Origin of the sequence: Pseudoalteromonas ardens, from assembly GCF_030125445.1 — a bacterium.
Lineage (GTDB): Bacteria > Pseudomonadota > Gammaproteobacteria > Enterobacterales > Alteromonadaceae > Pseudoalteromonas > Pseudoalteromonas ardens.
Window position 1 is genome coordinate 82446 of record NZ_JASJUV010000005.1, and the last position, 22925, is coordinate 105370.

General features: G+C 45.4%; 17 protein-coding genes and 2 pseudogenes. 14 read left to right on the top strand and 5 right to left on the bottom strand.

What is annotated here, in order from left to right; all coding sequences use genetic code 11:
* The first annotated feature begins 6 nt into the window (after positions 1-6).
* The 9 genes and pseudogenes from QNM19_RS15880 to QNM19_RS15920 all read left to right on the top strand — a co-directional run bounded on the left by QNM19_RS15880 (position 7) and on the right by QNM19_RS15920 (position 12135).
* A complete protein-coding gene (locus tag QNM19_RS15880; RefSeq protein ID WP_284026916.1) occupies positions 7-255 on the top strand; it encodes a hypothetical protein in 249 nt (82 codons plus the stop codon).
* Between the two features lie 653 nt (positions 256-908).
* Positions 909-1908: pseudogene (locus QNM19_RS15885) on the top strand (transposase).
* 27 nt (positions 1909-1935) lie between these two features.
* Positions 1936-2907, top strand: a complete 972-nt coding sequence (locus tag QNM19_RS15890) for a hypothetical protein (RefSeq protein ID WP_049864523.1) — start codon at positions 1936-1938, stop codon at positions 2905-2907.
* Between the two features lie 257 nt (positions 2908-3164).
* The gene (locus QNM19_RS15895) at positions 3165-3827 is read left to right on the top strand and encodes a hypothetical protein (protein WP_049864522.1); all 663 of its coding nucleotides are present in this window, start codon (positions 3165-3167) and stop codon (positions 3825-3827) included.
* Positions 3820-4701, top strand: a complete 882-nt coding sequence (locus QNM19_RS15900; protein ID WP_049864521.1) for an SEL1-like repeat protein — start codon at positions 3820-3822, stop codon at positions 4699-4701. The genes QNM19_RS15895 and QNM19_RS15900 overlap by 8 nt, the downstream gene beginning before the upstream one ends.
* A 370-nt stretch (positions 4702-5071) precedes the next feature.
* Positions 5072-5284: pseudogene (locus QNM19_RS15905) on the top strand (transposase); the annotation flags it as partial.
* A gap of 251 nt (positions 5285-5535) precedes the next feature.
* Positions 5536-6405 carry a helix-turn-helix domain-containing protein gene (locus tag QNM19_RS15910; RefSeq protein ID WP_049864520.1) on the top strand — a complete coding sequence of 290 codons (870 nt, stop codon included), beginning with the start codon at positions 5536-5538 and terminating at the stop codon, positions 6403-6405.
* Positions 6406-6483: 78 nt separating this feature from the next.
* On the top strand, positions 6484-7878 hold the full coding sequence (locus QNM19_RS15915) for a S41 family peptidase (RefSeq protein WP_284026917.1): 1395 nt from the start codon (positions 6484-6486) through the stop codon (positions 7876-7878).
* 621 nt (positions 7879-8499) lie between these two features.
* Positions 8500-12135, top strand: a complete 3636-nt coding sequence (locus tag QNM19_RS15920) for a LamG-like jellyroll fold domain-containing protein (protein ID WP_049864516.1) — start codon at positions 8500-8502, stop codon at positions 12133-12135.
* A 49-nt stretch (positions 12136-12184) separates the two neighbouring features.
* Here QNM19_RS15920 and QNM19_RS15925 read toward each other — a convergent pair whose 3' ends face one another.
* Both QNM19_RS15925 and QNM19_RS15930 read right to left on the bottom strand, forming a co-directional pair.
* Positions 12185-13069 (bottom strand): ABC transporter substrate-binding protein, encoded by an 885-nt coding sequence (locus QNM19_RS15925; protein ID WP_284026918.1) that lies wholly within the window; start codon positions 13067-13069, stop codon positions 12185-12187.
* Positions 13070-13422: 353 nt separating this feature from the next.
* A complete protein-coding gene (locus tag QNM19_RS15930) occupies positions 13423-14385 on the bottom strand; it encodes an aspartyl/asparaginyl beta-hydroxylase domain-containing protein (RefSeq protein ID WP_049864514.1) in 963 nt (320 codons plus the stop codon).
* 138 nt (positions 14386-14523) lie between these two features.
* Between QNM19_RS15930 and QNM19_RS15935 the strand changes: the two genes are divergently transcribed.
* Genes QNM19_RS15935 through QNM19_RS15945 form a run of 3 tightly spaced genes read left to right on the top strand, consistent with a single transcriptional unit; the run spans position 14524 to position 17333 of the window.
* A complete protein-coding gene (locus tag QNM19_RS15935; protein ID WP_049864513.1) occupies positions 14524-15360 on the top strand; it encodes a MipA/OmpV family protein in 837 nt (278 codons plus the stop codon).
* 22 nt (positions 15361-15382) lie between these two features.
* Positions 15383-16057 (top strand): response regulator transcription factor, encoded by a 675-nt coding sequence (locus QNM19_RS15940; protein ID WP_049864512.1) that lies wholly within the window; start codon positions 15383-15385, stop codon positions 16055-16057.
* Positions 16044-17333 carry a sensor histidine kinase gene (locus QNM19_RS15945; protein ID WP_049864511.1) on the top strand — a complete coding sequence of 430 codons (1290 nt, stop codon included), beginning with the start codon at positions 16044-16046 and terminating at the stop codon, positions 17331-17333. Before QNM19_RS15940 ends, QNM19_RS15945 begins: the two co-directional genes overlap by 14 nt.
* Before the next feature lie 38 nt (positions 17334-17371).
* Here QNM19_RS15945 and QNM19_RS15950 read toward each other — a convergent pair whose 3' ends face one another.
* Together QNM19_RS15950 and QNM19_RS15955 are read right to left on the bottom strand one after the other, a co-directional pair.
* Positions 17372-17578, bottom strand: a complete 207-nt coding sequence (locus tag QNM19_RS15950; protein WP_049864510.1) for a hypothetical protein — start codon at positions 17576-17578, stop codon at positions 17372-17374.
* Positions 17579-17750: 172 nt separating this feature from the next.
* A complete protein-coding gene (locus QNM19_RS15955) occupies positions 17751-18206 on the bottom strand; it encodes a hypothetical protein (protein ID WP_049864509.1) in 456 nt (151 codons plus the stop codon).
* A 701-nt stretch (positions 18207-18907) separates the two neighbouring features.
* Between QNM19_RS15955 and QNM19_RS15960 the strand changes: the two genes are divergently transcribed.
* Entirely contained in the window at positions 18908-20485 is a 1578-nt protein-coding gene (locus tag QNM19_RS15960) for a S8 family serine peptidase (protein ID WP_284026919.1), read from the top strand.
* Positions 20486-21215: 730 nt separating this feature from the next.
* A complete protein-coding gene (locus tag QNM19_RS15965) occupies positions 21216-22028 on the top strand; it encodes an arylamine N-acetyltransferase family protein (protein ID WP_049864450.1) in 813 nt (270 codons plus the stop codon).
* Positions 22029-22217: 189 nt separating this feature from the next.
* Here QNM19_RS15965 and QNM19_RS15970 read toward each other — a convergent pair whose 3' ends face one another.
* The gene (locus tag QNM19_RS15970; protein ID WP_049864449.1) at positions 22218-22712 is read right to left on the bottom strand and encodes a MarR family winged helix-turn-helix transcriptional regulator; all 495 of its coding nucleotides are present in this window, start codon (positions 22710-22712) and stop codon (positions 22218-22220) included.
* Positions 22713-22925: the final 213 nt, after the last annotated feature.

The following is a 22925-nucleotide window of genomic DNA, read 5'->3' on the forward strand; positions in this document are numbered from 1 at the left end:
GGTAATATGGGGAACCCTCTGGGAGTCGTTCTTTTAATTGTTGCAGTTGGATTTGTTTTGTATGGTGCAAAATGTATGCTGCTTTTTTTCACGGGGCTTTGGGGAGAAAAAAAAATAATAGGAGGCTCCTTGTTAAAAGGTATTGTTTCAATAGTAGCCGCATTTTTTATATTCATTGTTATAACCAATAATTCGGAATACTTTGAATTGAAGCATACTGAGCCCAATTCAGTAAGGCTCAAGACGGGAGGTTGAATGGTTGAATAGACACCCGCCCTAAACTGGCATAGTTGCAACGGAGTTAAGGAGTTAAGGTGACACCCATTCAAAATCGGCGCTCAGTGAGCGCCTTTTTTCAGTGCAATCACGCCGGCGCGGTGTGCAGTGGAAATCAGCGCGGGCATGCACAGCTGACCAGGGCAGTTATAAGGACACCCACCCTAAACTGGCGTACGGAATGTACGCCGTCTACCTTTAGGTGATACTCAATGGATTGAGGATGACAAATTATGCCAACTGCAATTGCAGTTATAAGGACACCCACCCTAAACTGGCGTACGGAATGTACGCCGTCTACCTTTAGGTGATACTCAATGGATTGAGGATGACAAATTATGCCAACTGCAAGGAAGAAGCAGGTCAGCCTATCATGACTGAAAGTTATAAGGACACCCACCCTAAACTGGCGTAGGGAATGTACGCCGTCTACCTTTAGGTAATGCTCAATGGATTGAGGATGCTAGATTATGCCAATGGCAAGGAAGAAGCAGGTCAGCTTATCAGAGACTAAGTACTACCACTGTATATCCCGGTGCACGAAAGTTATAAGGACACCCACCCTAAACTGGCGTACGGAATGTACGCCGTCTACCTTTAGGTAATGCTCAATGGATTGAGGATGCTAGATTATGCCAATGGCAAGGAAGAAGCAGGTCAGCTTATCAGACACTAAGTACTACCACTGTATATCCCGGTGTGTTCGCCGGGCATTTCTGTGCGGCAAAGACCGTCTCACGGGCAAGTCTTATGAACATCGGCGAGACTGGGTTGAGGAAAAATTGCTGACCCTTGGGAAGGTGTTTTGCATTGATGTGTGTGGCTATGCCGTTATGAGCAATCATACGCATATTGTGTTGTATGTGGATGATAAGAAAGCACAAAGGTTATCAGATAAAGCGATAGTGCTTCGCTGGCATAAACTGTTTAAAGGTAACTGGCTGACGCACAAATTCATTAATGGAGATGAGCTGAGTGCATCCGAGTACAGTATGCTGGCAGCTGATATTACTGAATTCAGAATCCGCCTTGCGAGCATCAGCTGGTTCATGCGAGTGCTTAATGAAGGCATTGCCCGCAGGGCCAATAAAGAAGATGGTTGCACAGGCCGGTTTTGGGAAGGGCGATTTAAGTCACAGGCCTTACTGGATGAAGCAGCACTGGCAGCGTGCCTGGCTTATGTTGACCTGAACCCAGTCAGAGCCAAAATGGCAGATACACCGGAAACGTCAGATTACACCAGCATTAAAAATGCGTATTGAGCATGCACAACAAGGCAAGCAACCCAAAAGCCTACTGCGTTTTGCGGGCAATCCAAGAAAACACATGCCTAAAGGGTTGCCGTTTGAGCTGACCTATTACATACAGCTAGTTGAATTAACAGGTCGATATATGCGTGCAGATAAGCGGGGTTATATCAGCGATAGCCAGCCGTTGCTGACACGATTGCAAATAGAGCCAGACAACTGGCTCAAGCTTACGACGCAATTTACGAAGGTCTTTCATGGCGCGGTAGGGCGAAAGCAAGCAATGACGAATTACTGTGAGCATCTTCATAAAGTTATAAGTAAAGTTATAAGGACACCCACCCTAAACTGGCGTACGGAATGTACGCCGTCTACCTTTAGGTAATGCTCAATGGATTGAGGATGCTAGATTATGCCAATGGCAAGGAAGAAGCAGGTCAGCTTATCAGACACTAAGTACTACCACTGTATATCCCGGTGTGTTCGCCGGGCATTTCTGTGCGGCAAAGACCGTCTCACGGGCAAGTCTTATGAACATCGGCGAGACTGGGTTGAGGAAAAATTGCTGACCCTTGGGAAGGTGTTTTGCATTGATGTGTGTGGCTATGCCGTTATGAGCAATCATACGCATATTGTGTTGTATGTGGATGATAAGAAAGCACAAAAGTTATCAGATAAAGCGATAGTGCTTCGCTGGCATAAGCTGTTTAAAGGTAGCTGGCTGACGCACAAGTTCATTAATGGTGATGAGCTGAGCGAGTCAGAGCGCAATATGCTTGATGCAGACATCAGTGAATTCAGAATACGCCTTGCGAGCATCAGCTGGTTCATGCGAGTGCTTAATGAAGGCATTGCCCGCAGGGCCAATAAAGAAGATGGTTGCACAGGCCGGTTTTGGGAAGGGCGATTTAAGTCACAGGCCTTACTGGATGAAGCGGCACTGGCAGCGTGCCTGGCGTATGTTGACCTGAACCCAGTCAGAGCCAAAATGGCAGATACACCGGAAACGTCAGACTACACCAGCATTAAAAAACGTATTGATTATGCGCGGCAAGGAAAGCAACCTAAGAGCTTACTGCGCTTTGCAGGTAACCCAAGAAAACACATGCCTAAAGGGTTGCCGTTTGAGCTGACCTATTACATACAGCTAGTTGAATTAACAGGCCGATGCATGCGAGCAGATAAGCGGGGTTATATCAGCGATAGCCAGCCATTGCTGACACGGTTGCAAATAGAGCCAGACAAATGGCTCAAACTCACTATGAAATTTACGAAGGTCTTTCATGGAGCGGTAGGGCGAAAGCAAGCGATGACGGATTACTGTGAGCATCTTCATAAAAGGCGACGCGCCAACTTGACTCAGTGCGAGCGTTTACTGGGTTAACACCTTTTTTTTATTCACCAATTCAACTTACCTAAGTTCAGGGCTGGATGCGCATTCGTATTGTCCGAATCTAATTATTCTTCAAGATTTCGTGCTTAAACATACGACTTTCATTACTCTGAGCTTATAGGAAGCGCAACATTTGTTAGTCTTGCATTTCGACTTTGAAACTGCCCACAATTGGTCTGTGAATTTACGGGTGGGTGTCTCATGAAAACCTTGGCAAGGTTGCGGCACATGGCCTGGTAGGTGGTACCATGTCTGTGATGCAGGGAGGTAAGTTTGGTCATGGCTTTGCCGCGGCAGGATTTACACAGGCGTTTGCCCCTGCGATAGGTCGCATTCAACCTGGTGTTAAACATAGCCCATTAAGAATAGCTGCTGCGGCCATGGTTGGTGGTACTGCTTCGAAAATCAGTGGTGGAAAGTTTGCTAATGGTGCAGTGACAGCGGCATTTTCTAGGATGTTTAATGATGGTTTGCATTTTGAAAGCGTAACAGATAAAGATATTCTTTCCTTTACAGACTCAAAAGCTGAAATATCAGTTGAAGTACTTGGGAGTAAATTAGCTGGAGTTGATACCAACAATACTCAGTCTGCTCCGAGTATCGAAATAAGACGGACAACTATTAGTGAATCTGAAATTGATGTAACAGCCATAGCTAAAGGCCCAGTGGCTGTGAAACTTACTGAGAAAGGAGTTATGTTAGAGCTTAAAGGATGTAGTCTTGGGGGATATGGAGGGGCGTGTCTAGGTGTATCCTCCATAGTCGACAGCCCAGCAGCAAATGCAGCTAGCAGAAATATAATTAAGGCGACTACGCCCCAAACAACGGTGGTTGATGGAGATGTTTTTATATATATACAAGATATGCTGGGGATACCTAAGTCTTTTGTGAAGAGTAAAAGATATGAATAGATTTTTATTATTTTTGTTTTTTTCTTTGTGTTCTAATTTCTCTTTTTCTAATCCCTCTTTAGAAGGTGATGTCGAAAAGATTAAAGCACATTTGGATGGATTGGTTAAAGGTGGGGGGAAATTGTCAGATGAACGTATTCAATTGCGCTTAAAGGAAATGGCTTCCTCTCTTGAAGTAGGTACAAGGGAGTATTATGATATTTTCAATTTGATCGGAGTGTCATACCTTCTGTCAAAAGATGAAAGTATGGTAATTAAATCTGAAAGTTTTTTTAAAATTGCGCTTGAAGGTGGAGTTGAAGCGGCCGCTCAGAACTTGGCGGAGTTAGAGTTTTATCGAGATAGATATAAGGAAAGTCTGTATTACTTGAGTCTTATATCTGACGGATATATAAAAGATGAAAGAAACAGAGTTAGGTACTATAGGTTAAAAGGTCAGATATTATTTCTAAGTGGTGAGGTGAGTGTTAATCGCCATAAGGCTGTTGATATATTTAAAGAAATAGAGGGGTTGGATGAGAGTGGTATATCAAGTTATTTTATTGGTTTTGATCTTTTTTATAAAGGAAAGTTGAACTTGGCTCTCGAAAAGTTCAATAGCTCGATTAGTCTCGGCAACGAGAATTCTATGATGTTTTTGGGTGACTTATACTATCAGGGTGAGTATGTTGAAAGAAATATAGGTAAAGCAAGTGAGTATTATAAAATGGCTGTTTCACTTGATAATGCAAGGGCTGCTTTTAATTTGGCTATGATCTATAGGGAAAAGCAGGATGTCGAAAAACTTAAAGATTATATAAGAAGAGCTGCGGAGTTAGGGCATGAGAAAGCGCTTCATATTTTTGAAAAAATACAACAGAGCAAACCTAGATAGTTACTGAAAGTTATAAGGATACCCACGGCAGGTTCAACTTGGAAGTGAGAGTTATAGGGAAGTTACATGGACAGCCACCTAAAACTGGCGTACGGAATGTACGCCGTCTACCTTTATGTGATGCTCAATGGATTGAGGATGACAAGTTATGCGGTCAAGGGGAGTTAAGGTGACACCCATTCAAAATTGGCGCTCAGTGAGCGCCTTTTTTCTGTGCAATCACGCCAGCGCGGTGTGCAGTGGAAATCAGCGCTGGCATGCACAACAGACCAGCGGAGGAGAAGTTATAAGGACACCCACCCTAAACTGGCGTACGGAATGTACGCCGTCTACCTTTAGGTAATGCTCAATGGATTGAGGATGCTAGATTATGCCAATGGCAAGGAAGAAGCAGGTCAGCTTATCAGACACTAAGTACTACCACTGTATATCCCGGTGTGTTCGCCGGGCATTTCTGTGCGGCGAAGACCGCGTTACGGGCAAGTCTTATGAACATCGGCGAGACTGGGTTGAGGAAACATTGCTGACCCTTGCGAAGGTGTTTTGCATTGATGTGTGTGGCTATGCCGTTATGAGCAATCATGAGCTGCATGGACACCCACCCTAAAGTGGCGTATGTATGGTAGGCAGGTTCAACTTGGAAGCGCACTGCATATCCCGGCGTGTCCGCCGGGCATTTCTGTGCAGCGTAGACCGCATAACGGGCAAGTCTTTGAACATCGTTGACAGAGATGCTGAGGTCTATACTGCCACCTATAAAAATACAGGCTGGTATACAGGCGCTTTAGTCTATTAAGATAGCAGACAACAAGAATGTATTGATGCTGTAAAATAATGGAACAGTCAGATTATAAAGAACGCTTGCCACCCGGCTGGTTATCTCCTTTTGTTGAGCCTTTTTGGGTCCGGCGGGTATCTGGTTCTGTCTCATTCTTTCCACAAGGCGTGTTTGAACTATTGTTTCATAGTAAGCCATTGACCTACTCATCCGCTTTTCATAAGCCAAAAACAGTCCCCGCTGGGGTCAGTCTTGTCGGGCAACAGCTATCAGCTTATGAGATTTCGAGCGTGCAGCCACAGTGGGTGCTAGGCGTGAGACTCAAACCTTTTGCGTACTTTCAGCCACAGCAGTTAGCGGCTTCAGAGGTTAAAAATACCATTGAAAGTATGCAATATGTGTTTGTCGCCAGTCGGGAGCTAGAATCATTACTTTTGATCTTAAATGCCTGGCCAGAGCAGTTGCTGGAAGGGCAGTTTCAGAGTGCCTTGAACAAGTTAATGCCCTGGCTCAAAAGGCTGTTCTATAACCATGATTTTGTTTTTCCTGAGTTGCTGAGAGCGAAAACAAACACCATTCTTGATGCGCGTGGCAATATACAAGTTGCAGATATTTGCCAACAGTTTGAGATCAGCAAAGTCACTTTACGTAATCACTTTGTGTCAAAAATTGGGATGTCACCTAAAGAGTTATGTAAAGTGTGGCGGATGAACAGCTTTTTACTCAACGCATCGCACTATCCGGGTGATCTCACAAGTTCAGCGCTGATATCTGGATATTTTGATCAGGCTCATTTAAACCGAGAGTTTAAGACGGTAATTGGTCAGACTCCGAAAGCTTATTTAACTGCTCAAAGCGGCTACGACAAACATCAGTCATCTCAGGTGGTTTACAGTCGTTTTATTGGCCACTATGACCCTTTTTAAGCCCTTTACTTTTTTACAATTCTTTTTCGTCAATAAAGTTAAAAATAGGGAAAACAAACAGCACAGTGAGTTTAACCTATGAGTCTAAAACACCTATCAACAAAAGCGCTCGCATTATTTTTGGGGTTGGTCGTTGCACCATCACAGGCAAGTGCGATAACACAAACCGAAAAACAAGCTGCGATAGAAAAAATAACGCAGTTGATGACTGAGCATTATGTTTTTCCAGAGGTCGCAACACAAACCAATGATAAGCTATACAAGGCATTTCAGGCAGGTCATTTCGCGTCTGCACAAGACCTTACATCATTCTCCAAAGCCCTGACCGAGTGGTTAAGAGCAACAGCAAAAGACCGTCATTTAAGAGTGCGCGCTAACCCTGTGGGTGAAGAGGTAAGCGGAATTGAGTCTTCAATACGAGATAACTTACTCAAACCGACACGCCACAAGTTTTTAAATTACGGCGTTCTTTCCGCGAGTGTATTAGAGAACAATATTGGCTATATAGATTTGCGTTCTTTTTATCGACTGGCCGATAGTAAACCTTATATTGATGCGGCAATGAAGCTGATGGCAAAAACCGACGCTGTGATCATTGATTTGCGAAAAAATGGTGGGGGCTCACCGCGAACTGTCCAGTACCTATGCAGTTACTTTTTTGATGAAAAGCTGCTGCTGAACAGCCTGTATTTTCGAGAGGACGACGAAACAACCGATTTCTATGTGTTGGATGAAGTTGGTGGCACGAAAATGCCTGACGTGCCTTTGTATGTGTTGACCAGTAGTAAGACCTACTCTGGCGCAGAAGAATTTAGTTATAACATGCTGACCAGAAAGCGGGCGACGCTCGTAGGTGAAACAACAGGAGGCGCCGCTAACCCGGGGGGGATGTTTTCAATAAATGATGAGCTGCGTATGTTCATTGCCACAGGCACAGCCATCAACCCGGTCACCCAAACAAATTGGGAAACTGTAGGCGTGAAACCTGATGTAGCGATTGGTGCTGATGAAGCACTGGAAAAGGCGGTTGAAATGGCAAATAAAGTAGTTGAGACCAACTGGTTAACTGAAAAGTCCAGAAGAGAAGTTGAGGTAGACAGGTTGCTTACTTTACTGCAAAAAGTAAGGCTGAGCGATAAACCTCTGTCAGACGTCAAGTCTACTTATGCCGCTAAGGTTTCAGAGCTGGTAAAGCAATTACCTGAACCCGATCGGGTGATTGCTGAAATGGCTTACGAATATTGGGATAAAGAACCAAAGTACGCTGTGTTTCTATTTGATATAGCCGTGCAACTAAATAATCAAAATATGTACTTTTTTGCCTATTGGGCCAGAGCGCTCGCCGAGCTTAACAATATGCAACAGGCAAAAAACGTTATTGAGCAAGGATTAAAGCTGGCGTCTGACAAGGAAGACAAAGACATGTTGCAAGACACGTTAGCTGATCTTGAGCAACCCGTTGTCGGGCTTTAGCTGTCACTCAGTCCCTGTCAGTAAGAGGGGGCTTTAGTTAAATTGCTAAAGATATCGCTATACAGATAAGTGGCTGGTATTTCCCGCATCCCGCAAAGACAATTGTGATGTATCAGGTTTCGGGCGGAAGCCTGGGCCACGTATCTGTTGGACACCAGCAGGAGGTCTTGCTGAGTAATCTTATCCATATCTAATCCACTTTGCCGCTGCCGCCTATGGTAGCGGCGTTATTCTGATCTTTATTGCGACTTAACTGGATACTGTTATTTTCGGTGTTTTTTTGGTATGCACCAATTTACTAGGTTTAAGTCTCTTTGCCCTGGCATGAGCTTAAAATATGGTACTGAACTAAGATAGATAACTTGGTCATTAAGCAATGTTTAAGGGGGTTTTATTGCTCAAATAAAACGGACAAGAACCAATGACTGTTCTAGTTTAAAAGGATTGTTAACGGTGGTGTTTTTACGTCTTTTTTATCAATAAATGGCGCTCTTTAAACCACTTTTCCACAAAGTGTGTGGTAACCTGCTTCCTTTGGAATAGAAAATTCCAAAATTGAATAACTTGACACTACATACTGTCATCCCTCGTGAAACCCACTAGTTTAAGGGTAAATTAAACATGATTAAACATCATATTGGCACAGCAATGATGCTGGTCACTGTATGGTTTATTGGCGTATTCTCGCAAACGATTGCTGCAAGTGAGTATCGGGTGCTCGAGCGCTCAACTGCGTCGTCTTTGGTATTTGACGGTCAAGATGACTATGCTGAGCTGACCACAGAAAAGAATCTGGACGTATCTGGCAGCTTCACTATTGAGGCATGGGTAAAGGTAAATAAGGTCACCCATTATGCGCGTTTGCTGGATTTCTTCAATCAAACTGGCGGAGACAACATTATTTTTGCGACGTCGATCGCAAAAACAGGTAAGCCGCGTTTTAGTATATATCGCGATGGCTATGAAACGGCGGTTGATTCACCTAAAGCGCTTCCGGTTGGTCACTGGACGCACCTTGCTGCCACTTTTGAGCGCAATGAGCGGACTGCTAAATTGTACATAAATGGCAATCTGGTTGCGACCAATAGCAATATGAATGTGCCTGATAGTGACGTACGCCGTCACCGGTATATCGGGCGAAGTGCGTGGAACGGAGACGGTTTGTTTCAGGGAGCTATACATGATTTTCGGATCTGGAATGTGGCACGTACACAGAAACAGATCGTGGCCAATAATCGTGCGGTATTTAGTTATCAGCCCAACTTGATTGCCAACTATCCTGCCAACCAGGATGATATTCACGGCGGTAATGTGCGCGACCATGCTAGCGGGGGGGATTATATGCACCTTCATGGTGTGCAAGTCGGTACGGCTCGTTCTACTTCAGCCGACTATCCATTTTCGGTGCCTCAGCTGACTGTGCCGAGCGACTTTCGTGCTGTCACTGTTTCCGGGTTGCCTAAAGGCGTAACAGTGAAAGGCAATGCGTTAATCCCCAAAAAGAACAAAGATGGGTTTTATATGCAGGTAATAGATCTGCATGCACTGCAGAACCAGTCTCTACTTCTCAATGTCCCGCAGGGGTTCTTTGGTAAATTTGCATTAAAAGTTGAGGTGCATGCTGGTACTGTGTCTCCCTATACAGTCAAGCCGGTCGAAACTTATGAGTTTGTTTACGTAGTGCCGCCTAAAGATGACGATTTGTTGTTTGCGAAAAGCGGCAGTATTGACTTTGGTGAGCCCATAGAGCAGGTAACCCATCACAGTGATATTTACTGGGGTATCAATAAGCGAGGGGTTGTATATAGCCGTTCAAAAAATACGGAGTGGAAAGTCGACACCGATGCTGATCAGGGCATGCGCTTCGTCAGTATCGGCAGTGACAGGCTGGGTGGCGTTTGGGCTGGCACGGATGACGGCAGAGTTTACTATCGGGATAGATTTGACTCGCCATGGGAGCAGGTTGATGGCTTTTTCCCGCAATTAGCGGTTCAGCCAAACGGCTATGTATGGGCAGCTGCAACGAATCAAAACGGTGAAGTGTATGTCAGAAATGGGCTAAAAGGTGAAATTAAGTTACATGGCAAGAAGTCATCAGGCGATTGGCTGACGCAGGACGGCTTTATGAAAAAACTGGCTGTTGGAGCTGACGGTCAGGTTTGGGGTATTGATCAGGATGGCTATGTGAAAAACCGCTTTGGTATAGCGGCGCCTTGGTATTTTACTCCGTCTGATGCTTTTGACCCAAATGCTGCGAAAACGGATGAGAGTAATATGCCGTTTGATCCGACAACGGATGTCTTTTCGCAAGGAGTTAAAGAAGTCCCGGTCAATGACCCGACTTATATTCCCAGTTACGGTGGCCCGAATGAGCTAAGCGCCAAAGCCAAAGAAATAGCCGTTGATAATGATGGCCGAGTTTGGGTCGTTACAGAGAAAAATGACCGCTATGTGCGTGGTAATGCTGAGCAACCCTGGTACTTGGTTAAAGGAAAATACCGCGATATAAAAAGCAGCTTTGGTGTGGGTAAAGGGGTTCCGCTCAATATCATTGTCAATCCAAAGGTTGAGGAAAGTGCAACGGTTACCGTATCGGGTCTGCCACACGATGTTGTTTTGTTAGACAAACATAACCAGTTTTTAATCCAGGGAGGCAGCATTGAACTCACCGCAGAGCAGGCAAAAGGGCTAAAACTAGATGTGACGTTAACGCATCACGATTTTTACGTCAGTGTCGCCGTAAGCTCCATGTATGACGGGAACCCAGTATTTGTAGAGCAAAAGATTTTTATTGATGATGCGGAACTGGAACGCAGCGTCAGTGGCGGCACGGTATTTCAAGTTGCTGATTCCAGAGAAAACTATGATGTTGAGCGAATTGGTAACTCTTTGGTATTGACCTATCGATTTGATCAATCCCGAGTAACCCGATTGCTGATGACGGATGTCGATTACATTCGTTTTACAGATAACGTTGTTGCCATTGCCGACTACTATAAAACATATCAGTTGCCTCAAAGTGTAAATACTAGCCCGGGAAACATTGTCATGATAGCAGGTGTCCCAAAAGGCGCTGTTGTCAATAACTCTGTGGCGCTGGGTAACGGTGTCTTTGCGTTAGTAGCAGATGAGATTCAGCATAATACTTTTTCCATAGACTTTCCTACTATTGAGTTAGATCAGGCTGTTGAGCTCAAAGTGGGTGTAACGGCAGAAACTTCGGTCAGTAAAGAGCTGATGAGCGGCGCCAGAATTAATGGCTATGCCAACGCAGAAGCTTACGCTGAAGCCGATGCTGAGTTGTCGTTTTCTGTAGGTCCGGATGGGGTGAATGCCGAGGCAAGGAGTTACATCGGGGCGGGGGCTGTTGCAACTGCTGGTGGGTCAGTTGAAGTCGATGGTGTCGGTTCTGCATCCCAGGAGTATTCTGCTGAGGTGACGGTTGATGCAGAAATTGAAGCCCAGTTAACCGTAGATAAAACACAGATAGCACAACATGTTAAACTGGGTACGCAAGCAACTCTATCTGCCACCAGTACATTGGAAGTGGAAGTAGATTTTGTACCAGGTACCAATGCAACGACAGAGGGCACGGCATCACTGACGGCTTATGCCAATGTAGAAGGAGATAGCCAGCTATGTTATGGAGATGGTTGCTATGGCTTGTCAGGATCTGCGGGTGCTGAGGCGGGTATTATGGCCACGGCATCGGGCTATGCAAGTGGCTCGCTGGCCGGTGTTGGTGGTAATGCTGAAGGGGGAGTAGAAGCAGGCCTGGGGGTTGGTATCAATGCTGGTGCAACGGCCGGTTATGAAGATGGTGAATTGACAGTCGGTGTGTCGGGTGAGCTAGCTGTTCTGATTGGCCTGGACGTGGATGTAAATGTGGTAATTGATACCAATGCTGTTGCAGATACTGCCGAGCTGGTAGGTAATGGGGTCATTGGTGGGCTGGAGGCGGTTAACTCAAACATGCTTACGATCAATCAGGCTGTCACTATTTACTACGTCCCGGCAATCAGGTTTGTCCAGACTAATATGTTGCCACTGGATGATGCTATAAACCAATACGGTGTGACGGCTCAGGATGCCGTATTCAGCGGTATTATTAGTGTGGACGATGCCGTGAATAATTATGGCGCCCAAGCTGGTGATTTTGCTGGAACGGCATTTGATACTGCAAAAGACAAGGCGGAAGATACTGCAAAAGATGCTTACAATGGTGCCAAGCACTTTATTTGTCATATATTTTGCTAACGCGAATTAGAGGACGTTTATTATAGCGCGGTTATTGCCGCGCTGATTGCTAGTTTAAACAAGTTGGGTCCAGCCAGTTTGCAATTTCCGGGGCGTATTTGGTTTGCCATAGCTGGGCAGCCTGCAATTCCGAATGCCCCTCGATAATGGACAGAGCCGACGCGTCAGCAATCATGTTTTGCGAAAAGTTGACTTGCTTTAGCAGGTTATAAATACAAGGATAAGTCTTCTCCAGACCCGGCCAGCCTGCTTTTCTTAACCAGCCTTGTTGCGGATTACCACAGTCATTGACCAGGTTGCGGTTGATACCCCAGCTGGCTTCGGTCTCACAGGCTTTTTCATATGCAGGAAACTCGACAAACTGTCCAGGTCGGTAAAAGTCTGTCCAGTTAGGAGTCCAGTTTATGAGCACAATTGGCTGGTTGCGATCACTGGCTTGTTCCAGTTTCTGCCAAAGCTCTGCTTCATTACTGAGGCGTTCTATTGTGAAATTAAGTCCTAATGCGCGTATTAAATCTGCGTCCTGATAATCCCAGTCAATTGTATAGAAGGTGCCTTTTGTCCCTTCAGGTTTGGCTGAAAACAAGTGTGCACATGCATTGAGTGCTTTCCAGTCGGGCAATCCTGGGCAAAGTGCTGCGACATATTCGGGGTACCACCACTCCTCGCGGACCATAGCATCGTGCATGCCTAAATCAACAATATACTGGTTATCCAGCATTCTGTTAAATGACCCAGCCATGGATTGCTGCCAGATTTCAATCTGAAAGTGAATTAACCCTTTTTGCAAAGCCCCCCATTGGTCGCGCGCAGGCATATCGCGGTAGCTGACGGCAAAGCCATAGTGCTTGATCATGTCACCGACGGCATATGACAGCACGCGTTGACTTGCCCAGTTGTTCAGTGGAATAACAATCTCGGCTGATTTGTTCATTGCCAACGTGGGACCGGGAAGTAAACAAATGATGAAACCAAATACCCAATGGATAAATGCCCTGCTTAGACCTGCTAGTGCAGGCTGAACAGCGGGTTTTTCAGTGCGCATTATTGATAAACAACTTTTCTAACATGAAATAAGTATAGAAGTGATTAACTTAATGACCAAAGCAACGCATCTTTAGGGCGCTACCTTCTCACATAAAGGTACCGAACTGTTTTTCACTTGCATGGTACTTAGCAGCGACCTACGGCATGAGTGATATTATTCGTACCCCTAAAGCGCGAAATATTCCAGGAGGGACTTGCGGACACCCACATAAATCAGGGATCCGCATCTGGTAAAGGCATCTAATTAACCACTGCAATTAGCAACCTAAAAACCAAGGTAAGTACCAGCAGTAGGGTACTGATCAGGCTAAGGTTGACCAGCCACTTCAGCGGGTAATAGAGCCTGGGGTTGGTTTTTTTTAGCCTTTTCGCCCGGTTTAACGTGGGCATGAGGCGAGCAAATAGTCGGTTAAATGGCCCGGATTGATCGCCCGGTAAGTTCGGCACGAGTAACAAGCGTACAAACTTTTTATAGAGCCAGTTAACCGGGCGGCCCAGTATATTCACTGGCCGGTCGATATCGCACATCAGTATCAGGCGGTATTGCCTGGTGTCGTTTTTCACGTAGTGCAGGTAGGTTTCATCAAACATAAATGCGTGACCATTGCGCCAGAACGCCCTTTTTCCGTCGACAGAAATAAAACAATCGGGATCGTTCGGCGTGTCCAGTCCCAGGTGATAGCGTAAAGAGCAGGCAACCGGATCCAGGTGACGGGTCAGCTGGGCATTCGGGGGCAACAGGGTAAACATGGCACCGTTCACACTGGGGATCGATTTTAAGAGTGCAACGGTATTGGGACACAACGCTTTAGCGGAGTGGAGTGTTTCGCCGTACCAGGTGCAGTAGAACTTACTCCAGCCATATTTGTAAAATGTACGAAATCCGACATCATAATAGCTGGCGTTCTCCTGCGCAGTCGTCTGAATAAACTGGCCGCTGGCCATTAACTGTGACGCTTCGGCGGCAATGACTTGCCAGTTATCCTGTAGCAGCTTCAGCTCCGGGTAATCATCCACACTGGTAAAAGGGGCACGCGCCCGTCGGCGGGATGTCATATAGAGAAAAACATTTAACGGCGCAAAAATAGGCCAGCCTTTGCGCAAATATTCATGCACAGTGGCAAATCGCGCACAACCCCGGAAACGGTAGACGTAAATCATGGCACAGACACTCAGGAACAGCAGAAATAAAATAGGCATCATAGGTTTTAGCCTGAACAGTTAAAGGAAGTCTCAGCGTACCCATTTAATTGTCGACGAAGTGTCAATATCAGGTTCGACATTTCATTGACATTCTTTCTGTCACAGTGGCCAGTAACCGTATTAGAGGATGACTGACCAATGAAACGCCACGCTATTTTAATATTATCTGCTTTGTACACTTTACCTGTATTGGCAAACTCAGAACCCGAAGTGATGTCTATGCCACTCGACATCGCCGGACCTGTCGCAGCGTTTGATGCGCCGGCGGGCTGGCGATATGCCTTTGGACTTGGCATTGAATCTGAACCTGAATATCACGGCTCGGGCGAGACAGCGACAGAGGCCGACCCCTATATCGAAGTTGCTTATCGCGCCGAACGTTGGGAGCTTCAATCCAACCTGATGAGCAACGCGGTGTTCTATCAAGTTCGGTCTGATCTTGCGCTGCGTGGTTGGCTTAACTTTGAAGAGGGGCGGGAGCAAAACGAAGCCAGTGATAAGAGTTTAGATGGACTGGGTGACATTGATGAAATGATGGAGTGGGGCGTGGGGGCTGCATGGCAAATTCATGGACCACTGACTTTGGGGGTGTTTGCGCAAACTTATACAGGAGGAGAGCCCAAAAAGGGCAGTGTGGGGTTTGTGACAGTCCACTACCGAATTCTCAACGAGCCTGATTTAAAACTCGAGCTGGGCGCTGATATCAGTTTGGCAAACAGTGACCACATGCAAACTGAGTTTGGTATTACGGCTGCGCAGGCCAGGGAGAGTGTTTATTCATCTTATCAGCTCGGTGGAGGGGTAAAGTCTTATGGGATAAGTGCAAACGGGGTATACGCGTTTAATAAAAGCTGGTTATTATCGTTTGCAGTGGATTATGAGGTGTATGCCTCAAAAGTGGCAGACAGTCCATTAGTTAGAGCGGGCAGTGACAGTGAAGTCGAGGCCAGCCTTGGTCTGATCTATCGCTTTTAATTGAGAGTTGAGGTGTAATACGGTGTTGCGAATATTAATAGCAGAAGATCATCTGGATATTGCTGAGAATATCGGAGATTACTTAACAGCCAAAGGTCATCAGGTTGACTTTGCCTATGACGGGGCAATGGCTGTGAGTTTGGCACAAACGCAAACGTTTGACGCGATTGTGATGGACATTATGATGCCCAAACTGGACGGGTTAAAAGCCACGGCTCAGATACGCCAGGGGCAGCAGGCCCAGGTGCCCATTTTAATGCTGACAGCAAAAGACCGGCTGGATGATAAGCTGAACGGATTTGATTCCGGGGCAGATGATTATATTCTTAAGCCCTTCGCCATTGCTGAATTGTATGCAAGGCTGCTTGCCCATATCCGTAAGGCACAAAATGGCTACCACTCTGTGATGGTCGTTAACGGCCTGGAGTTAGATCAGAAGAACAAAACGGCGCGTTTCAATGGCCAGCCACTGAAGTTAAATCCAACTACCTTTAAGATTTTGACTTTACTATGTAAAAACCACCCAAATCTGGTGGATAAAGCAGAGCTGGAGTTTCAACTATGGGGCGATCTGCTGCCAGAGAATGATGTACTGAGGAGTCATATTTATAATCTGAGAAAGTCATTGGCGGGCTGCGCGGACCACTTTAAGATCCAGTCAAAACATGGCCAGGGGTACCAGCTTGTTTTTATCTGATTGTCAGTCAAAGTTGGCTCGCTTTGCCCGTACCCTGAGCCTGAGTCAGCGTGTAAAAGCGACGTTTATTGCCAGCTTTAGTGTGTTTTGCTTGCTGAGTTTATTAGTGATATTTGCCGCAACCAAAGGCACAGAAGATTATATTTTTGAAAAGCAGCTGAGCCGGGTTGTGACTCAGTTTAGTCAAAACTATGCGCAGAGGCACACGTTTTTATTCCCTGAAGGGATAGTGGCCTATGCCCGGTTTGCTGATATTCCGCCATTGCTGGCTGAGTATATCGACAGCAGCACACCTGGTGTGTTTGAGCTGGCGCACCCCGACGAACAGGACTTTCATTATGCCGTGGCCAGAATGCCGGATAACACCTTGTATTACTTCATTTATGATGTCAATGAGGTAGAAATTTCCGAAAATCTTGAGCGCATGATGATGCAGATTATTTTTTCCAGTTTTACGTTGTTTATCTTGCTGTTTTTTTTGATTTTTCATCTTGTTTTGAAACGCTCGCTTGCGCCGATGTTTACTTTGATTGAGCAGGTTAAAAAAAGTGATGGGTCGTCGGATACGCGATTTATCAATGAATACAAATATGAAGATGATGAAATCGGGCTGCTGAATAAAACACTGGCTGACTATGCACAACGTATTGAGGCGTTTGTTCAGCGGGAGCGCGAATTTACCAGTTTTGCCAGCCATGAATTACGCACCCCGGTGACGGTGATCAAAGGCGCCAATGAGCTTTTAAAACTGCACAGTGAAAGGGATCCGGCGCTGGCAAAGCCGCTGGCACGGCTGGAGCGTGCAGTTAATAGTATGGAAGACATGATCACCGTACTGCTTGAATTGGCAAGAGAAGATAAAACAGGGCAAACCGCGCAGGCTAAGTTGGCTGCAGTAGTTGAAGAAGTCTTGTTAGCGTTTCAGTGCCAGGCGGATAAAAATGGCAAAACGCTGTCTTTGATCGCATCGTCGCCAAATAGCTTGAGCATCACACGCGTGAATGGATTGATTGTGATCAGCAATCTGGTCAGGAATGCCATTCAGCACTCAACAGAAGCGGACATAGAGCTGTGTGTAACAGACAGCACTTTTAGCGTGAGTAATACATTACAACCCGAACAATCGGCACATGTCAGCGAGTTTTTCTCTGGCACAGAGCAAGGGTATGGACTCGGGAAAATCATTGTTGAACGGGTTTGTCGTCAACAAAACTGGCAATACACGCAACGCATACAGGGGAGTCGGATCTGTGTTACGGTCGATTTCTCCACGTGAGTATAAGTGCAATGGACAGGGCATGAGTCTGTGCCTGTTTATTTATGCCACTTCTCCATGACTTTAATAAAAAGGTAAAGGACTAAAAACACAAACAGCGCAATTTCCAATGCCAGTATGCCCGTGTTGCCTCCTGAGATTGTGCGAAGAAAGTCGCCACACTCGCCATTGCACTGGCCAGTTCGCCAGGCCCAGGCGTTGCCCGATATCAGCACAAGCATTAAGAAGAAAAATGGATATCTCATTGAGTTAACACCTGTAGAGACAATCAGCCCCTTATTATGTCAGGTCGTCGGGGCTGACTACATCTGATATGAACCTGTCCGCATCGGTGAAAGCTAGGCTCCGGTGATGTCAGGCCGGTAAGATATAGACCTAGCCTGTTCACATGTCAGCAGCAGAGCGGGCTAACACTCATCATTGCATCAACCTGTCTGCCAAAAAATTAATATGCTGAACCTGGACGCCGTCCTCTTCAGTGTGCACCAGAATAACCCTGGCATGTGCAGGGCCCGTACTGAACTGCAATGAGAGCAGATAAACCGCGGTGGTTGTCGTGTTGCCCGTAAAAGGCGTTCTGGCACTCATATTTTCAAGCTGTACCGCGTCAATACGCTCAAGTTTACCCAGTGTCGAGACTTTCTCTATGTACATTTGCCATTGTTCCGGGGTTGCGGATGATACGGCTTGTTCAATCATAAGGCTCTGAATAAAATCAAGATCCCAGTTCGTGACGCGTGGCATTTGTTGTTCTAAAAAGGGAATAAAGGTCTCTTTTGGATCTGCTTTGTTTAAACCTGTAATAACGGCGATCCCGATAAAGAAGACAAAAATGCTAGTAATCCCAATACCCAAAATCTTTAGTACTTTCATGTGGTGACTGCCTGTAAACCAAATCGATTGATTGCAAAGCCAGGGAAAACTACAGGTCCTGGTTACGCAATTTATAGTAAGTTCCTAGTTTATCATCAGGTACAATTTGAGTGTACTGTGAAAATATTAGCTATGGTCGGTTACCGGTAAACGCTGCGTGAGTTTCGGAGCCTGTAAGTTCGTGGTTTAGGTGTTATGAGGGGCTGAGCTTTATGCAGATGATAGCCATATCTACTCCAAGTGCAATACAGTGCCAAGTTTACTGAGTTTGTGCCGGTTTACGTGGACAAGTTGGTTTATCCCCGTCATTTTTCTGGCTGAATAATATTCATCACGAGCGTAGCATTTTTCACTTTTGCGCGTTCAGCATTGTTATATCCCTTCAGTTTACCTCAAGTTGAGATACATAAAATTCAATAATTTTACATTAAATATCAATCTTTATGTCATTTTTAACAGTCTACTGGATGAAATATTATAACAGTTTTTTTGAATGTATGTTGCAATTGGACCGTTCCAGTTGCTACCTTTGTTAACAGTTTAACAACACAGTACTGACATGTTTATCGCAGTAAGTGACCTTGTTGTATAGGTACAAGTAGTTAAACCACTTGTTTGCCCGATGTCGATGGGCGGTTGTTTAAGTGCATTGTCAGTTAGAAAAAGAGTAACAATACAACAAGGTACAACAAGGAGAAGACATGAGTATCACGCGTTTCAAACTATCAACCTTATCCACCCTAATGCTTACTGCAATGAGCTTGCCTGCGTTAGCACAAGAGCCTGTTTTTCAGGGGCATACAGAAGAAGCAAAACTACAAAGCAAGTCTAAAAAGAGCGCCAGCAATCGCTATATAGTGCGCTTTAAAGAGACCTTGTCAGGCGGTAAAAATAGTTTCAATAATTATATTGCACTCAATTATCTGTTTACTGCGGGCGCAGAGCCACTGTTTGCACTTAATGGCCAGCAAGCAATGGTGGCAGAGCTAGATGAGTACAGCCTTGAAACACTGCGAGGCTTTTCGTCCGTTGACTCAATCGAAATAGACCCCAAGCGTTATGTATTACCCTTAGCCAAGTCCGCGAATCAAATCGTACCGTTTGCACAGAGTACACCGTATGGGATCACTATGGTGCAGGGTCACCTATTGCCTCAGTCCAACACTTCTGCAAGAAAAGTCTGCGTCATTGATACAGGATACAACCTTGGCCACCCTGATTTACCTTATGGCAATGTCAGCGGGGTTGCGAACAACAATGCGGTGGGTCGTTGGAACAATGACGGCAACGGCCATGGTACACACGTTGCGGGTACCATCGCGGCAGAGGATAATAATCAGGGCGTTGTCGGTGTGTACCCCGGTGTGGATCTGCACATTGTCAAAATTTTTGATGACAACGGACAATGGACTTATGCCTCCAACCTGGTGAATGCAATTCAGCAATGTAAAGATGGCGGTGCACAGGTTGTGAATATGAGCCTGGGTGGTGGTAATTACTCCAGCAGTGAAAATACTGCGATGCAGAACTTCGTTGATGGGGGCATGATATTAGTCGCTGCTGCCGGTAACGGTGGTAATAGCTCTAAATCTTATCCGGCATCATACAATTCAGTTATTTCTGTGGCATCTGTTACTTCAAGTGAAAGTCGTTCGTCGTTTTCTCAGTACAATGATCAGGTTGAGCTTGCGGGCCCCGGTTCTAGTGTTAACTCGACCTACCCGACTAATACTTATCGGAGCTTGAGTGGTACATCCATGGCCTCACCTCATGTTGCTGGTGTAGCGGCGTTGGTGTGGAGCCACAACAGCCAGTGTAATAACCAGCAGATCCGGGCTGCTCTGAACGCAACTGCCAAAGATAAAGGCGCCGCGGGTCGTGACAATTATTACGGTCATGGTATCGTCCAGGCAAAAGCTGCATCGGATTACATCGCAGCTAATGGCTGTCAGGGTGGAGGCGATCCGGGTGGTGTAACGCCTGTGAATGGTTCATTGCCAAATTTACAGGGCAATCAGAATGGCTGGACGCACTACACCTGGGATATTCCGCAGGGAGTTAAAGAGATGGCTCTGACTATCACCGGTGGTACCGGAGACGCGGATCTGTATGTAAGATACAACGCTCAGCCTGATGCAAATAATTACACTTGCCGTCCCTGGAAGAATGGCAATGAAGAACAGTGTTTATTTACTAACCCAAGCTCGGGTGTATGGCACATCAGCCTCTATGGCTACAACAATTACAGTGGTGTAACGTTGAATTATTCTTATAAATAATTGCCTGTTAGACCAGGTTTACCCATAAAAATCCAAGGCGCTCATTGAGCGCCTTTTTACAAGCTCAGATTATCGAATCTAAAGGAATCCCGGCAAGTTGACGTTGCCAATGTTAGTGCCACTATATCGAGGCAAGTTTGGTGATGCAGTGCCTTATTCGTCACGTACTTTTTATCAGGGGCCAAGCGGCGTTCCACGGCAATTGAATTAAAGGGGACATGTCTAAAGTGAATTGCTGGTGGCAAATGTAATACCTAAATGTGTATCACTACCATGCTCACACAGTGAAGTGGGCGTGAGATAAAAAGTAGGGCTGATGAGCGCGCGTGTCTTTAATTTAGTCACGAACAATCACTATCCTTATTTTGGTTATAATGTTTTGTTTAGGCACAATCGGCATTAGGCGCAATAATCAGTACTTTTATGATGACTGAAGTGTGAGTGGAGTGTGATTTATATCAAGTGATTGGCTGGTTCATTAAAAAAAGTGTCGTGATGAGCAGACAGTTACCGTGAAAGCGTTCAAAATTCTGTGTTAGCAGGAAGTGATAGGTCACCTGGGGAGTTGACGTTGTCCAGGATAACCGTGTGTAGGGTGAGATAACTCAGGTAAAATCCAGGCAGAGTCACTTTTTCGCGACTGCTGGTAAAAAATTTAGTTTGTTTTCTTGACCTTAACTTAAGTTGAGGTTCTAGCCTTAAGTTAATCTCAAAGAAAAGGAAAATGATCATGATGATTCAAGATTATATTAAATCGCTTCAGTTGACTCAGCAGCATGCCTGTTTGGCACAGCTCAAGGAAATCCAGGAAAAACATCTTGAAATGTATAGCTTTTCAAGCATTAGTGCACTGGGCGCAGAGATAATATCGCTTCAGGAGGAAGCCTTGCTGGATCGTCTGGTACTCAGGAAAAAGGGAGGCTACTGCTTTGAGCAGAACAAGCTGGCTTACCTGGCACTGGAACACTTAGGCTATGAGGTTCAGCCATTGCTGGCCAAGGTATTATTAAACGGCAAAGAAGACAATGCCAGAACGCACCGAGTTACTTTGGTAAAAATTGAGGATGAAAGTTACTTATTTGATGTAGGTTTTGGTTCAAAATCACCGAAAGAGCCATTGTGTATTTCTCGGTCCGGGACCATTGAGGTCGGAAACTATCATTATAAAATAACCCGAACAGCGTCAGACGTGCGTATTGAGTTGTTACAACCTGAGCAGATCAGCCTCTATAGTGTGTCGCTGGTTCCCGTCACGGAGAAAGACTTTGATGTGGTGCATTTTTACAGCCACCAGCATCCTGAGTCTAATTTTGTGAATAACCTTGTACTTTCACGGGTGACGGGAGGACAACGCTTTACTTTACGTAACTTGCTCTACAGGGAGCTGCACGAAGTAAGTCAATTTAGTACAGTCATCGAAGTCACGTCAGCACAGCAGCTGTTGTCTCTAATGCGGCAAAAGTTTTTGCTTAATGTTTGTACCTCTGAAGCTGAACGTCTATTTGCCCGCGCACAGAAAAGCATGAGAATGCAAAGCGCATAACCATATTGAATGGCCATCGCAGCGTAGTGTTTAGGGTTTAACTATGCCGCTGTGATGGCAGATTTTTTTTGAGAGATTGGGCACGGGTAATGTGTCTACTAAGCCATTATCACAGCCAAAAAAAGAGGTAACGTTAAACGTTACCTCTTTTTTATTTGTTTCCGGGTAGCGCCATCATGCGCAACCCGATTAGTGATGTAAATTGACAAGCAGTTTCTTTAACAGATTGGCCAGCTGCTGTTTTTCGTCCTCTTCAAGTGGTGATAACAAGTAATGCCCTTTGGCAACGTGCTCAGTGACCACTTCATTAATCAGCGCCAGCCCTTGTTCTGTCAAACTGACCATGACTCCACGGCGATCATTGGGATCCGGGTTACGTTTAACTAAATCCTTTGCTTCAAGCTTATCAATGCGGTTGGTCATGGAACCAGAGGTCAGCATTAATGTCTGTAATAACTGGTTAGGCGTTAATGTGTATGGTTCACCTGAGCGACGCAATGTTGCCAGCACATCGAACTCACCCCCATTTAGGCCAAACCGGCTGAATACACCATGCAGCTCTTTGCTGAATATAGCATCCGTTCTGACCAGGCGGCCCATTATGGCCATCGGTGAGGGGTCGATATCGGGCCTTTCTTTCTCCCATTGAGCAATTACGGTGTCTACTAAATCATGTTTCTGCATAAAAACTACTTCTCTGTTTTCTTTGATGAGTTAAAGATACTTCAAAACAAACTTTGTGGCAAGAGTTATCACATCAAATATCTTCACAAAAAGTATGTTGACATTAAGATATATTTATTTATCTTAGTATGGAACTTGTTGCATAGGATTTAGCTACTAGGCTTTAAAGCTAAAGTTGGGAAGTGGCATCAAGTGGATTTGTGAAGACTTAGA

Bases quoted from the DNA above. Each gene is read 5' to 3' on its own strand.
- QNM19_RS15880 (WP_284026916.1), top strand. From the start codon at position 7: ATGGGGAACCCTCTGGGAGTCGTTCTTTTAATTGTTGCAGTTGGATTT.
- QNM19_RS15890 (WP_049864523.1), top strand. From the start codon at position 1,936: ATGCCAATGGCAAGGAAGAAGCAGGTCAGCTTATCAGACACTAAGTAC.
- QNM19_RS15895 (WP_049864522.1), top strand. From the start codon at position 3,165: ATGTCTGTGATGCAGGGAGGTAAGTTTGGTCATGGCTTTGCCGCGGCA.
- QNM19_RS15900 (WP_049864521.1), top strand. From the start codon at position 3,820: ATGAATAGATTTTTATTATTTTTGTTTTTTTCTTTGTGTTCTAATTTC.
- QNM19_RS15910 (WP_049864520.1), top strand. From the start codon at position 5,536: ATGGAACAGTCAGATTATAAAGAACGCTTGCCACCCGGCTGGTTATCT.
- QNM19_RS15915 (WP_284026917.1), top strand. From the start codon at position 6,484: ATGAGTCTAAAACACCTATCAACAAAAGCGCTCGCATTATTTTTGGGG.
- QNM19_RS15920 (WP_049864516.1), top strand. From the start codon at position 8,500: ATGATTAAACATCATATTGGCACAGCAATGATGCTGGTCACTGTATGG.
- QNM19_RS15925 (WP_284026918.1), bottom strand. From the start codon at position 13,069: ATGAACAAATCAGCCGAGATTGTTATTCCACTGAACAACTGGGCAAGT.
- QNM19_RS15930 (WP_049864514.1), bottom strand. From the start codon at position 14,385: ATGATGCCTATTTTATTTCTGCTGTTCCTGAGTGTCTGTGCCATGATT.
- QNM19_RS15935 (WP_049864513.1), top strand. From the start codon at position 14,524: ATGAAACGCCACGCTATTTTAATATTATCTGCTTTGTACACTTTACCT.
- QNM19_RS15950 (WP_049864510.1), bottom strand. From the start codon at position 17,578: ATGAGATATCCATTTTTCTTCTTAATGCTTGTGCTGATATCGGGCAAC.
- QNM19_RS15955 (WP_049864509.1), bottom strand. From the start codon at position 18,206: ATGAAAGTACTAAAGATTTTGGGTATTGGGATTACTAGCATTTTTGTC.
- QNM19_RS15960 (WP_284026919.1), top strand. From the start codon at position 18,908: ATGAGTATCACGCGTTTCAAACTATCAACCTTATCCACCCTAATGCTT.
- QNM19_RS15965 (WP_049864450.1), top strand. From the start codon at position 21,216: ATGATGATTCAAGATTATATTAAATCGCTTCAGTTGACTCAGCAGCAT.
- QNM19_RS15970 (WP_049864449.1), bottom strand. From the start codon at position 22,712: ATGCAGAAACATGATTTAGTAGACACCGTAATTGCTCAATGGGAGAAA.